Origin of the sequence: uncultured Thiocystis sp., assembly GCF_903866365.1 — a bacterium.
Taxonomy (GTDB): domain Bacteria; phylum Pseudomonadota; class Gammaproteobacteria; order Chromatiales; family Chromatiaceae; genus Chromatium.
The window spans coordinates 12,848-27,033 of the sequence record NZ_CAIPNF010000448.1 but is presented as its reverse complement, the minus strand read 5'-3'; the positions used below and the strand labels follow the sequence as shown (position 1 = coordinate 27,033).

At 63.4% G+C, this 14,186-nt stretch carries 13 protein-coding genes and 2 tRNA genes; 5 read left to right on the top strand and 10 right to left on the bottom strand.

The annotated features are described in order from the left end of the window. Positions 1-192 precede the first annotated feature (192 nt). The 5 genes from QZY07_RS24630 to QZY07_RS24610 form a co-directional block, all read right to left on the bottom strand. A tRNA-Leu gene (locus tag QZY07_RS24630) sits at positions 193-277 on the bottom strand. A 176-nt stretch (positions 278-453) separates the two neighbouring features. Beyond that, positions 454-527 (bottom strand) — tRNA-Cys (locus QZY07_RS24625). Positions 528-847: 320 nt separating this feature from the next. Beyond that, the gene (locus QZY07_RS24620; protein ID WP_295408627.1) at positions 848-1,582 is read right to left on the bottom strand and encodes a hypothetical protein; all 735 of its coding nucleotides are present in this window, start codon (positions 1,580-1,582) and stop codon (positions 848-850) included. Positions 1,583-2,017: 435 nt separating this feature from the next. Beyond that, positions 2,018-2,356 (bottom strand): chaperone modulator CbpM, encoded by a 339-nt coding sequence (locus QZY07_RS24615; protein ID WP_295408625.1) that lies wholly within the window; start codon positions 2,354-2,356, stop codon positions 2,018-2,020. Between the two features lie 3 nt (positions 2,357-2,359). Beyond that, positions 2,360-3,289 carry a DnaJ C-terminal domain-containing protein gene (locus tag QZY07_RS24610; protein WP_295408623.1) on the bottom strand — a complete coding sequence of 310 codons (930 nt, stop codon included), beginning with the start codon at positions 3,287-3,289 and terminating at the stop codon, positions 2,360-2,362. A 316-nt stretch (positions 3,290-3,605) separates the two neighbouring features. On the opposite strand from QZY07_RS24610, the gene QZY07_RS24605 reads away from it, so the two are divergent. The 3 genes from QZY07_RS24605 to QZY07_RS24595 all read left to right on the top strand — a co-directional run bounded on the left by QZY07_RS24605 (position 3,606) and on the right by QZY07_RS24595 (position 6,605). Then, on the top strand, positions 3,606-5,156 hold the full coding sequence (locus QZY07_RS24605; RefSeq protein WP_295408621.1) for a 2-isopropylmalate synthase: 1,551 nt from the start codon (positions 3,606-3,608) through the stop codon (positions 5,154-5,156). Continuing rightward, a complete protein-coding gene (locus tag QZY07_RS24600; protein WP_295408619.1) occupies positions 5,156-6,091 on the top strand; it encodes a uracil-DNA glycosylase in 936 nt (311 codons plus the stop codon). Before QZY07_RS24605 ends, QZY07_RS24600 begins: the two co-directional genes overlap by 1 nt. Before the next feature lie 112 nt (positions 6,092-6,203). After that, entirely contained in the window at positions 6,204-6,605 is a 402-nt protein-coding gene (locus tag QZY07_RS24595) for a sulfur globule family protein (protein WP_295408617.1), read from the top strand. Positions 6,606-6,717: 112 nt separating this feature from the next. Here QZY07_RS24595 and QZY07_RS24590 read toward each other — a convergent pair whose 3' ends face one another. The 5 genes from QZY07_RS24590 to QZY07_RS24570 all read right to left on the bottom strand — a co-directional run bounded on the left by QZY07_RS24590 (position 6,718) and on the right by QZY07_RS24570 (position 10,894). Beyond that, a complete protein-coding gene (locus tag QZY07_RS24590; RefSeq protein ID WP_295408615.1) occupies positions 6,718-7,245 on the bottom strand; it encodes a phosphatase PAP2 family protein in 528 nt (175 codons plus the stop codon). Next, entirely contained in the window at positions 7,217-8,443 is a 1,227-nt protein-coding gene (locus QZY07_RS24585) for a glycosyltransferase family 1 protein (RefSeq protein ID WP_295408613.1), read from the bottom strand. Before QZY07_RS24585 ends, QZY07_RS24590 begins: the two co-directional genes overlap by 29 nt. A 4-nt stretch (positions 8,444-8,447) precedes the next feature. Then, positions 8,448-9,284 (bottom strand): lysophospholipid acyltransferase family protein, encoded by an 837-nt coding sequence (locus QZY07_RS24580; RefSeq protein WP_295408611.1) that lies wholly within the window; start codon positions 9,282-9,284, stop codon positions 8,448-8,450. Between the two features lie 7 nt (positions 9,285-9,291). Continuing rightward, positions 9,292-10,050: a GNAT family N-acyltransferase gene (locus tag QZY07_RS24575; protein ID WP_295408610.1), complete on the bottom strand. Its 759-nt coding sequence runs from the start codon at positions 10,048-10,050 to the stop codon at positions 9,292-9,294. Between the two features lie 187 nt (positions 10,051-10,237). After that, positions 10,238-10,894 (bottom strand): HAD family hydrolase, encoded by a 657-nt coding sequence (locus QZY07_RS24570; protein WP_295408608.1) that lies wholly within the window; start codon positions 10,892-10,894, stop codon positions 10,238-10,240. A gap of 290 nt (positions 10,895-11,184) precedes the next feature. Here QZY07_RS24570 and QZY07_RS24565 point away from each other — a divergent pair, with 290 nt between their 5' ends. Further along, complete coding sequence (locus QZY07_RS24565; protein WP_295408606.1) at positions 11,185-11,724, top strand: RNA pyrophosphohydrolase; 540 nt, start codon at positions 11,185-11,187, stop codon at positions 11,722-11,724. Between the two features lie 186 nt (positions 11,725-11,910). Further along, positions 11,911-14,172: a phosphoenolpyruvate--protein phosphotransferase gene (gene ptsP, locus QZY07_RS24560; protein ID WP_295408604.1), complete on the top strand. Its 2,262-nt coding sequence runs from the start codon at positions 11,911-11,913 to the stop codon at positions 14,170-14,172. Positions 14,173-14,186 lie beyond the last annotated feature (14 nt).

Below are 14,186 nucleotides of genomic sequence, written 5' to 3'. Positions count from 1 at the left end.
TTCACGCGGTAGGAGGTTGCGCCGGTGGTGTCGGTGCGTTTCTCGATACTCGCCATGCGATGCCCCAAGCGTTGCCTGATGTTGGGGGAGATTATACCGTGCGATCTCTGGCGGTGTCCCGTGAATGTCCCATGGGCCGGACTGACAAAGAAAAAGGGCCGCGCCTTTCAGCGTAAGCCCTTGTTTTTAAGGTGGTGCCCGGAGCCGGGCTCGAACCGGCACGACCGAAGTCGAGGGATTTTAAGTCCCTTGCGTCTACCAATTTCGCCATCCGGGCTGACGTGGAGATGTGCTTGAATCTAGACGGGTTATCAAGGTTTGAGAGGATGACGCATCTAGACCGTTCGAGATCTGATCGTTATTGAACTCAGGATAAGTTGCGCGAAAACTGATAGCGATGCTAACCACGACGGATGCGGTTTAAGGCATGGGGCGTTAAGTGGGCGAAGAATATGGAGGCTGAGGAGGGAATCGAACCCCCGTACGCGGCTTTGCAGGCCACTGCATAACCACTCTGCCACTCAGCCTTAGCGGATTAGTATATTCAGCTCATGGGCCTTTGTCACGCGATGTCTGTTCTGTTTTGTGCTGGCGCGGATGAAAGATCTGAACCTGCTGGGGCGGGTCATGATGATTGCGGCCTATGGCGCGGTGGAGATGGCGGTCGGCGCCATGAAACTGGGCGCGGACGACTTTCTGGAGAAGCCGGTGCGCTTGGCCGGCCTCCTTCCGAAAGTCTTGCGGATCAAGCTGGATATCCAGGCAATGTGCGCGAGCTGGAATACCTCGTCCGGCGCAGCCTCATCCCGTCGCGAAACCAGCGCTTGCGGTCAGCCGATCTTCCGGACTACAGCGGTACGCCACGCTGCTCTAATTGGCGCCGCAGGATTGGGTCAGTCCGGTTTTTCGAGGTGGCGGCTTTCATGAAGACCACGACGCGGTCAATATCGCGAATCACGCCCAAGAGGGTGTCTTCCTGCGGATAGAGCTTCCCGAACGACTCAAAGGCGATGTCCATCAGGTGTTCGTCGGCGCGAGCGATGCCGATCGCATACGCGATGTTGCAGCCAAGCCCGGATTGGTGATGATGGACGCGGTCGGCAAACCCCCGCCAGGCATTCACCCAGCCACTCCACTCCAGCGCCGAGACACTGTCGTGGTCTGTCCGCAGGAACAGGGTGAGTTTCACGAGTTCCGCTTGCCAGTCCCAATAGGGGCTATTCAATTGCTTACGCAGGCGGGCAATAGTGCGGCCGTGGTATAGCTGGCAATGGTCGCATTGGTAATAGAGCGCCAGTGCATAGGCGATATATTCGCGATCGATTTCGCTCAGGGTAAAAGGATCGGACTCTCCTGGTACCCCGGTAAATGTGTGTGCGTGTAGTTCGTTAAGGACATCATTGAAGGGCTGTCCTTGCAGGGACTCTCTTACAGCTTGAACGACCACCTTGAACCTCATGGGAAAAGAATATTTCAGGGCTCGGTGCCACGCACCGAGAAGATTCTCCGCAACGCGCGATCCGCGATGGCCTGGGGTGGTCGCATCGTTACGTGAGTTGAAGAGTTGGGGAAAAACGCCCAAACGCCATCTCCGAGACGCTTTTTCGGAATGGCTGGCGCAGTCGGCATGTGGCGGGGCAAGGCGTTATTTTTGACGCAAAGGCACGGCCATGTCTATCTTCCATTGAAAGTCAGCAATAACTTCTCCGCCAACGCGCTCATCGGCCCAATCATCGTCCGACTTGCTTCCCCCCGGTGTCAGGATTTCCACCGGTCAAGCCAATCTGCAACGTGTCCTCGCCACCGGGTGGGCGGACGCGGCGCTCGACAGCGAACCCGAGGCGCAAGCCGTGATCGCAGCCTGGCTGGAGACCCGCATCGGACTGCTTCAGCGGCAGGCGTCGCAACTGAACGTCGGTCATCGGGAGATGTTTGCATGTCCGGCATCTGACTCGAATCCAACGCAGACTCCGCACCGTGTCTTGCGGACGTCACAAAAACCACCCTAAATGCGTGTTTATTGAGGCGCGCGGGTCTCGCCGAGTTGTCGTTCGAGTGCACGCAGTCGCTCGCGCAGGCGGTCCAGTTCATCGAGCAGGTCGAGCGCGAGCGCGGCGCCGGCGAGATTCAGGTCCAGGTCGTGCTGGAGTCGGACGGCGCGGCGGGCGCGACGAACCTCCTCGCCGCTAAAGCGCCAATCCCCTGGCTGTCCGCCCTGGGGCCGCAGCACGCCCTCGATGACCATGAGTTCGATGGCGCGACCATTGGCGCCGCAAAGCTGGGTGAGTTCCGTCAGCGAAACGGTCACGGCTTCATCCAGCACGATTCCTTCAATGCCGCTCTCGATCTGCGCCATGGGTCAGACTCCCAACTCGGCCCGCGGGTTGAAGTTCAGACGTTCGGCCATGAGTCGATACGCCTCGCGCGCGGCCTCGGTGTTGGCTGGCGGCGCGACGATCTCCAGCACCACGAGCGTATCGCCGGGCGGGTTGCCGGGCAGACCGCGTCCTTTCAGGCGCATTTTCTGTCCGCTCTGGGAGCCCGCCGGGATCTTCAGGCTCACCGATCCGCCCAGGGTCGGCACGGTCACGGAAGCGCCTAGGGCCGCCTCCCAGGGGGCAATGGGCAGGCGCAGCAGAATGTCCTTGCCGTCCGGCGTGAAATGCCGATGGGGGGCGATCTCGATCTCCAGATAGAGATCGCCGGACGGGCCGCCATTCAGACCGGCCGCGCCCTGCCCCGCGAGCCGGATCTGCCGGCCCTGGGTGACGCCTTCCGGGATGCGGACGTTCAGCGTGCGCGAGCGCGTGGTGCGGCTGCCGTCCGCGGCGGTTTCCTGCACGTCGAGCTTGAGCTGACGGGTCGCGCCGCGGTAGGCGTCCTCAAGATCGATGACGATTTTGATGCTCTGGTCCTGGCCGCGGCGGCGTCGGGTTTCCCGATTATCGGAACGGAAGGCGCGTCCGAAGACGCTGGCGAAGAAATCGCTGAAGTCGGCGGTCTCGTTCGGATCGAAATGGAAATTCCGATTGCCGGCGGCGCCGGGCGGCGGCCGGAAATCCTGCCCGGCGCGCCAGTTGCTGCCGAGCGCGTCGTAGGCGGCGCGTTTTTCCGGATCGTGCAGCACTTCGTTGGCCTCGTTGACCTCCTTGAAGCGCGCCTCGGCGTTCGCTTCCTTGCTGACATCCGGGTGAAACTTGCGCGCGAGCCGACGATAGGCGCGCTTGATCTCGTCTTGCGAGGCGTTGCGCGCCACGCCGAGGGTTTTGTAGTAGTCCTTGTATTGCATCGCAACGTCTCGGGAAAATGGGCGGACAGACACTCGGAGAACCCCGAATCATCGCCGAAAATGGGGGCGAGGGGGAGCGATTGCATCGTTTTGCCGGGTCAAGGCCGCAATCCGGTGACGCTCTGGATTTCTCTAAATCGATCCGATCGCGAGTCTGGCCGCGACGGACCGGGACCGGCAACCGATCGAATCATTGCCGATCGAAGACCTGAATGGAACTTGACGCACGGTTTCATCCCGCTCGATCATCCAGGATCGCCGCGCCGATGGCCTACAATCGACCGCTGCAACGTCACATCACCCAAGAGAGTTTTTCATGACCGCCAAAGACCATCTGATCATCTTCGATACCACGCTGCGCGACGGCGAGCAAAGCCCCGGCGCCTCCATGACCCGCGACGAGAAGGTGCGGATCGCCAAGGCGCTGGAACGGCTGCGGGTGGATGTGATCGAGGCCGGTTTCCCGATCGCCAGTCCGGGCGATTTCGCGGCGGTGAAGGCGGTGGCCGAGGCGATCAAGGACAGCCGGGTGTGCGGTCTGGCGCGGGCGCTCGATGCCGACATCGACCGCGCGGGCGAGGCGTTGAAGGGCGCCAACGCGGGGCGCATCCATACCTTTATCGCGACGTCGCCGATTCATATGGAAAAGAAGCTGCGGATGTCGCCGGATCAGGTGCTCGAACAGGCGGTTTATGCCGTGAAGCGGGCGCGCAACTATACCGATGACGTGGAGTTCTCGCCGGAGGACGCCGGGCGCTCCGAGATCGATTTTCTGTGCCGGGTGCTGGAGGCGGTGATCGACGCGGGCGCCCGCACTGTCAATATCCCCGATACCGTCGGCTACAACATCCCGGATCAGTTCGGCAGCCTGATCGCGACCCTGCGCGAGCGGGTACCGAATGCCGACCGAGCGGTGTTTTCGGTGCACTGTCACAACGATCTCGGGCTGGCGGTCGCCAACTCGCTGGCGGCGGTGCGCAACGGCGCGCGTCAGGTGGAGTGCACCATCAACGGGCTGGGCGAGCGCGCCGGCAACGCGGCGCTGGAAGAAATCGTCATGGCGGTGCGGACCCGTCAGGATCTGTTCGACTGTCAGACCCAGCTCGACACCACGCAGATCATGACCTGTTCGCGGCTGGTGTCCGGGATCACCGGCTTTCCGGTGCAGCCCAATAAGGCGGTGGTGGGCATCAACGCCTTCGCCCACGAGTCGGGCATCCATCAGGATGGTGTGCTCAAGAGCCGCGAGACCTACGAGATCATGCGCGCGCAGGACGTGGGCTGGAGCGAGAACCGCATGGTGCTGGGCAAGCACTCGGGCCGCAATGCCTTCCGGGCGCGTCTGGACGAACTGGGCGTGGCGCTGAAGTCCGAGGAGGAACTCAACGCCGCCTTCTCGCGCTTCAAGGATCTGGCGGATAAAAAGCACGAGATCTTCGACGAGGATTTGCAGGCATTGGTGACCGACGCGACGTTGGAAGCCGCCAACGAGCGGGTGAAACTGGTGTCGCTGCGCGTCTGTTCCGAGACCGGCGAGACACCGCATGCCAAGCTGGTGCTGACCTTCGACGGCGTCGAGAAGTCGGGCGCGGCCAGCGGCGGCGGGCCGGTGGATGCGACCTTCAAGGCGATCGAGACGATCGTCGAAAGCGGCACGGTGCTGCGGCTCTATTCGGTCAATGCCATCACCAGCGGGACCGACGCGCAGGGTGAGGTGACGGTGCGTCTGGAGAAGGGCGGGCGGATCGTCAACGGGCAGGGGGCCGATACCGATATCGTCATCGCCTCGGCCAAGGCGTATCTCAATGCCTGCAACAAGATTCTGCATCCGGCGCAACGCGCCCATCCGCAGATCGGCGATGTCTGATGGACGAGGTGGTCCGCCGAGGTTATCTGCGTGCCCTGGGGGTGTCGGTCTGGGAGCCGCGTTTCGGTCCCGCGCCGGGTTCCGATGAGGTGAGGTCGGGCGACCCGACACCAGCGCCCGACGCGGAGGCGAATCCGGTCCAGGCGTCCGCTTCCAGACTGGCGTCGGGTGTCGGCGAGACGTTGGGCGGGGCGGGCGTCCCGCCTGCTGGCGAACGGGACGCCCGCCCACCACAAAACCGGGACGACCAGGACGCGGCTCAAGCCCCCGATGACGATGGCGCGATGTTCGAGGCGTATCAATCCTGGGCGCGGATGGGCGCTGACTCGATGGACGAGGGTCTGGACGAGGAGACGGCGGAGGTCGCCACCCTGGACTGGGATCCGCTCATGGCGGCCGTGGCCGCCTGCCGTGCCTGCGGTCTGTGCGAGACCCGCACCCAGACCGTCTTCGGGGTCGGCCATCGGGACGCGGATCTGCTGGTGATCGGCGAGGCGCCGGGCGCCGACGAGGATCGGCAGGGCGAGCCGTTCGTGGGCCGGGCGGGACAACTGCTGACGCCGATGCTGGCGGCGATCGGTTTGTCCCGCGAGCAGGTCTATATCACCAACGTGCTGAAGTGTCGCCCGCCAGGCAATCGCGATCCCAAGCCGGAGGAGATCCAGCGTTGCGAAGGCTATCTGCAGCGGCAGGTGGCCTTGATCCGGCCGCGCGTCATCCTGGCGGTCGGGCGCATTTCAGCGCAGAGTCTGCTGCGCACGGACGAGCCCGTGGGACGCTTGCGCGGTCGCTGGTTGACGTTCGGAGCGGCGTCGATCCCGCTGCGCGTGACCTACCATCCAGCCTATCTGTTACGTTCTCCCGAACAGAAGGCAAAGGCATGGGAGGATCTGCTTGAAGTCAGACGGAAGATGACTAATATATCTTCAGTGTGAGCGTTTTTCAGGTATTTACTATTTAATAATGTTCTTATATACTGATTTCCGTGGTCGCACTCCACAGCGCTCACACTGAACGAAAAACATCATCAAATCTCGGAGAAAATAGATGAAAAAGCTTGCTACCGCTGCCGCGATTGCCGCACTTCTGGGTGTTTCCGCTTCCGCTTCCGCCTGGTGGGGCGGTCCCTGGGGCAACGACGGTTACCGCAATAACGGCTGGGGCGACGGCGTCGGCGATATGTTCAGCGACATGTTCGGCGATGGCTACGGCGACTTCAGCATGAACATGAGCGGCGGCGGCCGCGGGTACGGTCGTGGTCGCGGTTACGGTCGCGGCTATGGCGACTACTACGGCAATAGCTACGGCTATCCCTACGGTGGTTATGGCAATCCGTATGGCGGCTATGGCGCTCCCTACTATGGCGGCGGCTATCCGTATGCCGCTCCTTACGGCGTGCCGATGGCTCCCGCGGCTCCGGCCGCGCCTGCCCAGCCTCAGTCCAAGTAAGACGGACGGCTGATCGGAAAAAGCCAGGCTTCGGCCTGGCTTTTTTTTTCTTGAACCTCGGCATCCGTCGGGGCCTTCGTGACACCAACGACGCCTGCCGACTGGACGCGGTTTAATCGAGCATGGAAAGACTGGAGTAGGCGAGCGTCAAGCCGAACAGGGTTGCCATCAGAACATCGCTTGGATAGTGCAGACCGAGCAGAATCCGGGAACTGGCGACCAGGGCCGTGAAGGGAATCAGCAGCCAGCCCAGTTGCGGAAAGTAGTACACCGCCACGGCCGAGAAACTGACGGCATGGAGCGTATGCCCGGAGGGAAAACTGTACCGGTCGAGCGGCGGCACCAGGGCCATGATGTCGCTCGCGTGATGGCAGGGCCGTTCGCGCCGGGTCACGCCCTTAAGCGACTTGTACAGCGCCAGCGCCACGCCGCCGGTGACCAGCATGTGCAGGCTGGCCTTGAGACCCTCGACACCATAGAGCAATGGCAGGATGGCCATCAGGCAATACCAGAAGACGCCGTCGCCGAGTCGGCTCACCAGCGCGAACGGGCGATGCACCCAGACACGCTGGCCTGATCGGCTCCAGGTTCGACAGATGGACGCCTCGCGATTATTCAGGTGTTGCAGCCATGGCCTCATGACAAACCTCCATTCCGCCGTGTCGGCGAATCACCTCGAAGAGACGTTCCTCGACCCTGCCCAAAACGCGATCCCAGCTGATGCCCTCGGCGGTTTTTCTGGCCGCCGCGCCCAGTTGGCGCAGACGCGCCGGATTTTGAACGGCGGCGCGACTGGCGGCGATGAAGGCGGCGCTGTCGCCCACGGCGAGCGTCACGCCATTGACCCAGGATTCAATGTGGGCATGTGCCGCCGCGTAATCAAATGCGATGACCGGTAGCCCGCTCGCCATGGCCTCGGTGACCACGTTGCCGAAGGTCTCGGTCAGGCTGGGGAAGAGGAAGAGATCCCCCGAAGCATAGTGGGCGGAGAGCGCGTCGCCAACCCTGGCCCCCGCGCAGATGAAGTCGGGGAACTCGCGGCGCAGATGGGCGAGTTCAGGCCCATCGCCGACCAGCACGAAGCGCGCGTTGGCACGCTCGGCCAGTATTGCCTGAAACGCCTCGCGGGCAAGATCCAGATTTTTCTCGGCGGCGACCCTGCCGACGTAGACCGCGACCAGGGTATCGTCATCGCAGCCCCAGGAGCGGCGTAACGCCGGATCGCGCCAGGTCGGCGAGAATCGCGTGACATCCACGCCACGTCCGAACACATGGACGTTCTGAAAACCGCCGCTCGACAGCTCGGCCTTCAGCTCCGCGGTCGGTACCAGAGTCGCATCCGAACGGTTATGGAAGTGACGCAGGGTCTCGGCAATCTGGTGGGTCAGAATGCCGAGCCCATAATGCTGACTGTATTGATGGAATTGGGTGTGAAAGCCGGTGACGGTCGGGATCCCGAGCGCGCGCGCGGCTGAGAGTGCCGAATGGCCAAGCGGTCCCTGGGTCGCGATATAGACCAGATGTGGCCGGGTCCGATGCCATTGACGGCGCAGACGCCAGTAGACCGGGAGGCCGAAACGCAGGCCGCGATAGCCGGGGATCGGCAGTCCGGGCACCAGATAGTGAACCACCGGCCCACTGGGTATGCGCCCCCGATCGGTCTGCTGGCGCGGACGAACCAATTGAATCCCGTGTCCGCGTTCCGCGAGACCTTCCGCGAGGTGCAGCATGGTATTGGCCACGCCGTTGATCTCGGGCGGATAAGTCTCGGTGACGATGGCGAGATCCAGCCGCTCGGGTTCCCGAGGGTCGGATGAGGTGCGGCGGGTTCGTTGCATGGTGTCAGGCGGGGCTCGGGTCGGGGCTGGTCAGGGTGGATTCGTCGCTCGCGGGGGCGGTCTCTGGCCGGTCATGTCGGCGTCGCCGGTCATTCTCCGGATCCAGTCCAAGCGCCGCGACGATCGCCCGCCGCGAGGATTCGGCCAGCGAGCGTCGCGTCGTCTCGTCGTCGGCCTGCAACGGCGGAAGAAACTGGATGTGGGCGACCAGATCCGGATGACGGACGATCTGCCAGAGGTTGGCGATCAGCGTGTCGTCGTCGACATAGGGCGCGCGGGTATCCGGTGTCGGATCCTCGCCCCGACGATAACCGATCGCGACCGGCTGGATGCGAATCCCCGAATCTTGCGCGACACTGAAGAGCCGCGGATGAAAGCGGCGCACGCAGCGTCCTTCGGTGGTGGTGCCCTCGGGGAAGATCATCAGCGGATGCCCGTGCGCGATCTCCGCGACGATACGCGCGGCGATGCGGTCGGCCTGATGCGCGCCGCGTTCGATAAAGAGCGTCCCGGCGATCTCGGCCATCCAGCCGATCAGCGGCCAGCCCCTGACCTCTGATTTGGCAAGAAAGGCGATCTCATGCTGGGCGCCAACGATGGGGATGTCGAGCCAGGAGATATGGTTGCCGACCAGCAGACAGCCCGGCTCGACGCGCCCCTCGACCCGCAGTCGCAGACCCAACGCGCGGCACAGCCGGGTATGCCACCAGCGCACCGCCTGGGGCACCCAGACGGGCCGCTGGCCGATGCTGGAACGCAGACAGATGTACAGGGCGACGATTGCGCCCGTGATCAGGTGCTCGATGACCCGCAGACTTCTCCAGAGCGATCTTGCCATCATCGGGATCTCATCGGTCGGTCATCCGTTCGAGAAAATGGCGCGAATAGCTTGGATTGAGCTCGTCGACATTGAGCAGCATGAGCACATCCGCCACCCCGAAATCGGGATCCCGGCAGGGTTCGCCGCAGGCGCGGGCGCCCAGTCGGACATAGGCGCGCAGCAATGCCGGCAGGGGCGCGTCGAGGATGTCCTCGTGGGCGGTCAGCAGCGGCGCTCGGGGCGTCACGCGCAGGTCCTCGGTGGACATGGCCTGTCGGCGCAGCCGGTTCATGATGGCGGCAGCCTGGAGATCCTGATCTCCGAGCGGAACGCTGGCGCAGCCAAAGAGATAGTCGAAGCCGTGCAGAGTGATGTAGCCGGCCAGTCCGGACCAGAGTACCGCGATGGCCGATCCCTGCCGGAATTCCGGCGCGATGCAGGTCCGGCCGACCTCCAGGAGACGCCCCTTGAGGCGGGTAATCGAGCCCAGCTCGAATTCGCCTTCGGAGTAGAAGCGCCCGAGGCGGGCGGCCTGCGTGTCCGACAGGAGGCGGGTACAGCCAACGACCAGGCCGCTTTGCGCATCGCGGACCAGCAGGTGCTGACAGTAATCGTCGAACGCGTCGCGATCGAGACCCGCGTCGCCCTTAAGCCGTGCCCCCATTTCCTCGCCGAAGACCCGATAGCGCAGGGATTGGGCCTCGCGGACTTCCTGGGCGGAAGCGGCGAGTTCGGCAAACAGGCGTTCGCCGCGCGGGGCGGTCGACGCGGAGGCGGAAGCGACCATAACAGATCCTCGAACTCATCGGCTAATGAAAAGGATAATATTAGGTCGCAACGATTGCAGGGAGATGTGGGTTGGATGACGGAAAGGTGAATCCGTCAGATTTTAGTTGTCAGTTGTCAGATGTCTGACCTGGGGCGATTTCCGGAAAACGTCATGTCAAATTGAGTCCGTGCGCACGGAAACGTGGTCAATCCCGCAAGGATAGGATGGACCAGCCGCGGGATTGCGCGATGGCGCGGAGTTGGGGGTCCGGATCGACGGCCACGGGTCGCGCGACCCGTTCCAGAAGCGGCAAGTCGTTGTGCGAGTCGCTGTAGAACGCGCTTCCGGTCAGATCCCGCCCGTGCTCGGCGAGCCACTGTTCCAGGCGGATCACCTTGCCTTCCCGAAAGGCCGGCACGCCTTTGACCTCGCCCGTGTATTGACCGTTCGACTCCGCCGGCTGGGTGGCGATCAGGTGCGGGATGCCGAAACGCGCGGCGATGGGCGCGGTCACGAAGGCATTGGTCGCCGTCACGATCATGAGCGTATCGCCGGCCGCCCGGTGGGCGGCGATCAGTTCCCGCGCCGCCGCGAGCATGATCGGCTCGATCTGCTCGGTGACGAACCGCTCGCGCAGCGCCTCCAGTCGCTGGCGGGGGTGCTCGCGGAGCGGTCGCAGCGAAAAGCGCAGAAACTCCTGGATGTCCAGCGTGCCGGCCTGATAGTCGCGATAGAAGCGTTCGTTTTCGCGTTCGTAGCGAGCGCCGTCCACGATGCCCTCGCGCGCGAGGAAGCGTCCCCAGAGATAGTCCGAGTCGCCATTGAGCAGGGTATTGTCGAGATCGAAGATGGACAGGGCCATAGGCCGGAGCGCTCCCAGACAAAGGGTGGTTGCGAAAAGTCGTTGAGACGGAAAGATCCGGCAGTTAGCAAACAAAATGCCATGATTCGCGCCGATCGTCGAGAATTCGGCATGCCGATCCCAGGTTGCGCGCCGCTCCCCGGCCCGGAATCCGGGCGCGAGCGTGGCCTCGGGCCTCATCTTGCCCGAGCAAGTTCTTGATTAGCAATCGCTTACGTAGTGCGTCGCTTGCCGGAAACAACTCGGATATGGAAGAATGAGGATAGACCTGATAACAGGATGACGATTCCTTGATCGACCACGACGGTTTTCGACCCAACGTCGGCATTATCCTGAGCAATCGGGATCGTCGCTTATTCTGGGGACGCCGTGTTGGCCAGAATGCATGGCAATTCCCCCAGGGCGGCATCAATGCCGACGAAACTCCCGAAGAAGCGATGTACCGGGAACTTGAGGAAGAAGTCGGCCTGAACGCATTACAGGTCACCATTCTGGGCAGCACCCGGGGCTGGTTGCGTTACCATCTGCCCAAGCGCTACATCCGCCGGCATTGCGGGCCGACCTGCATCGGTCAGAAGCAGGTCTGGTTCCTGCTCCGCGTGGATTGCGGGGAGGATGCCTTCTGTCTCGATACCACGGATAAACCCGAATTCGATGCCTGGCGCTGGGTCCGGTATTGGCAGCCGCTCCAGGAGGTCGTCTATTTCAAGCGTCGCGTCTATCAACAGGCGCTTGAGGAATTGGCGCCCATCCTCTATCCCGAGGGCTTGCCGCGACACGAGGAGTATTTTACCGGGGTCGCGGGGTTTCTGCGCCAGCGCCATCCCTAGAGCGGCGCTCGATACAACTGTCCGACATCGCATGCGCGGCCCGCGCGGGCGCCTGACATCCTCTGGGGTCCGGGCGCCTGTCGGTCAACCGGGCATGCCGAAGGTTCGCCCTTTCCCTTCTCCGATCATCCAGGTATCCGCTTGACAGAGAGCCCAACATTTCTTCTCGCGAATCCTCCGCTCAGTATGCTGGAGTCGTTGCGGCGTATCGTTCAGGAGGTCAATAACGCCCAGGATCTGGAGCAGGCGCTGACGATCATTGTGCGTCGCGTCAAACAGGTGGTCGGCGCCGATGTCTGCTCCGTGTATCTCAACGATTTCGATAACCGTTGTCACATCCTGCACGCGACCGAGGGACTGAGCGGCCATGTCGTCGGGCGGGTGCGTCTGGAACTTGGCCGCGGACTGATCGGCCTGGTGAGCGAGCGCGCCGAGCCGATCAATCTCGACGACGCGGCCACCCATCCGCGCTACGAACGGATCATCGACATTGGCGAGGAGAGTTATCACGGTTTTCTGGGCGCGCCCATCATCCAGAATCGCAAGGTGCTCGGCGTGCTGGTGCTGCGACAGCGCCAGCGGCGCCACTTCGAGGAGGACGAAGTCACCTTCGTCATGACCCTGGCGTCGCAACTCGCCGGGGCCATCACCTTCGCCCGGACCAGCGGCGAACTGGTGCGTCTTCAGGATGACGGTATCCCGCAGCGCTTTCTGCCCGGACTGGCCGCCTCGCCGGGAATCGGCATCGGTCAGGCGGTAGTGGTCTATCCGCCGGCCGATCTGGATGCCGTGCCGGACCGCCGTCCCGATGACCCGGAGGGGGAGGAGGAAGACTTTCGGCGCGCGGTGCGCAATGTGGTCAATGACCTGGATCGCTTCGCGTCGCGCACCCAAAAGCTCTTGAGCACCGAGGACATGGCGTTATTCGACGCCTGGCGTCTGATGCTGGAGAGCGACACCCTGATCGACGGCACCCTGTCGCGCATTCGTGCCGGCAACTGGGCGCCGGGCGCCTTGCGCGAGACGATCGCCGAACACGCCAAGGTCTTCGACAACATGGACGATGCCTATCTGCGCGAGCGGGGGTCCGATGTCCGGGATCTTGGGCGCTGCGTGCTGATGCACCTCCAGAATCTGACCGCCGCGCCGATCCAGTACGCGCCCCAGACGATTCTGGTGGGCGAAGAGATCAGCGCGATGCAGATCGCCGACGTGCCGCGCGAGAAGCTCGTCGGGATCGTCTCCACCACTGGCTCGGGGTCGTCGCATGTCGGCATTCTGGCCCGTGGCATGGGGGTGCCGGCGGCCATGGGCGTGTCCGACCTGCCCGTCGGGCGGGCCGAAGGCCGGGAGATGGTAGTGGACGGATATCGCGGGCGCGTCTATGTCGCCCCCGGCCCAGCGGTCCGCTCCGAGTACCAGCGTCTCGCGGAAGACGACGCGGTGCTCACCAACGAACTCCAGACTCTGCGGCATCTGCCGGCCGAAACCACGGACGGTTATCTGATGCCGCTCTATCTGAACACCGGGCTGGTCTCGGAGAATCGCCCGCTCGGGATCGAGGAATCCGCCGGGGTCGGTCTCTATCGCACCGAGCTTCCCTTTATCGTGCGCGACAGCTTTCCGGGCGAGGCCGCCCAGATGTCGAACTATCGGCATGTGCTGGAACTGTTCGCGCCGCGCCCCGTGACCATTCGGACGCTCGATATCGGCGGCGACAAACCGCTGCCCTATTTCCCGATGCACGAGGCCAATCCCTTTCTTGGCTGGCGCGGCATCCGCATCACGCTCGATCATCCCGAGATCTTTCTGACCCAGGCGCGGGCCATCCTGCGCGCCGCCATCGGGCTCGACAACCTGCAACTGCTGCTGCCCATGATCAGCTCGGTCGGGGAGGTGGACGACGCTCTGCTGCTGATCCATCGCGCCCATGACGAACTGCTGGAGGAAGGCTATCAGGTCAAGATGCCCCCGGTCGGCGTCATGATCGAGGTTCCCGCCGCCGTCTATCAGTCCGAGGCGCTGGCGCGGCGGGTGGATTTTCTCTCGGTCGGCACCAACGACCTGACTCAATACCTGCTCGCCGTCGACCGCAATAATCCGCATGTCGCCAAGCTCTACGACGAATTTCATCCGGCGATCCTGCGCGCCCTGCTGCAGATCATCACCGGCGCGCGGGTGCATGGCCGCGAGGTCAGCGTCTGCGGCGAGATGGCCGGCGATCCGCTCGCCACCTTTCTCCTGCTCGGCATGGGCGTGCACAGCCTGAGCATGGGCGCCGGCAGCCTGCTGCGGGTCAAGCGCGTCATCCGCAGCATCAGCCGGGCGCGCGCGCGCGAGGTGCTGAAAGTCGCGCTGCAATGCGAGGACTCCGGCTCGGTGCGCCGGCTGCTCCTCGATGCGCTGGAAGCGGTCGGGCTGGGCGGGCTGGTGCGTCCTGGGAAATGACTCGGCTTGACCGG

What these genes read in the sequence shown, in the direction of transcription:
- QZY07_RS24570 (WP_295408608.1), bottom strand. Translation starts at nt 10,894, where the DNA reads ATGGCCCTGTCCATCTTCGATCTCGACAATACCCTGCTCAATGGCGAC.
- QZY07_RS24585 (WP_295408613.1), bottom strand. Translation starts at nt 8,443, where the DNA reads ATGCAACGAACCCGCCGCACCTCATCCGACCCTCGGGAACCCGAGCGG.
- QZY07_RS24590 (WP_295408615.1), bottom strand. Translation starts at nt 7,245, where the DNA reads ATGAGGCCATGGCTGCAACACCTGAATAATCGCGAGGCGTCCATCTGT.
- QZY07_RS24605 (WP_295408621.1), top strand. Translation starts at nt 3,606, where the DNA reads ATGACCGCCAAAGACCATCTGATCATCTTCGATACCACGCTGCGCGAC.
- QZY07_RS24580 (WP_295408611.1), bottom strand. Translation starts at nt 9,284, where the DNA reads ATGATGGCAAGATCGCTCTGGAGAAGTCTGCGGGTCATCGAGCACCTG.
- QZY07_RS24600 (WP_295408619.1), top strand. Translation starts at nt 5,156, where the DNA reads ATGGACGAGGTGGTCCGCCGAGGTTATCTGCGTGCCCTGGGGGTGTCG.
- QZY07_RS24595 (WP_295408617.1), top strand. Translation starts at nt 6,204, where the DNA reads ATGAAAAAGCTTGCTACCGCTGCCGCGATTGCCGCACTTCTGGGTGTT.
- QZY07_RS24610 (WP_295408623.1), bottom strand. Translation starts at nt 3,289, where the DNA reads ATGCAATACAAGGACTACTACAAAACCCTCGGCGTGGCGCGCAACGCC.
- QZY07_RS24575 (WP_295408610.1), bottom strand. Translation starts at nt 10,050, where the DNA reads ATGGTCGCTTCCGCCTCCGCGTCGACCGCCCCGCGCGGCGAACGCCTG.
- QZY07_RS24615 (WP_295408625.1), bottom strand. Translation starts at nt 2,356, where the DNA reads ATGGCGCAGATCGAGAGCGGCATTGAAGGAATCGTGCTGGATGAAGCC.
- ptsP (WP_295408604.1), top strand. Translation starts at nt 11,911, where the DNA reads ATGCTGGAGTCGTTGCGGCGTATCGTTCAGGAGGTCAATAACGCCCAG.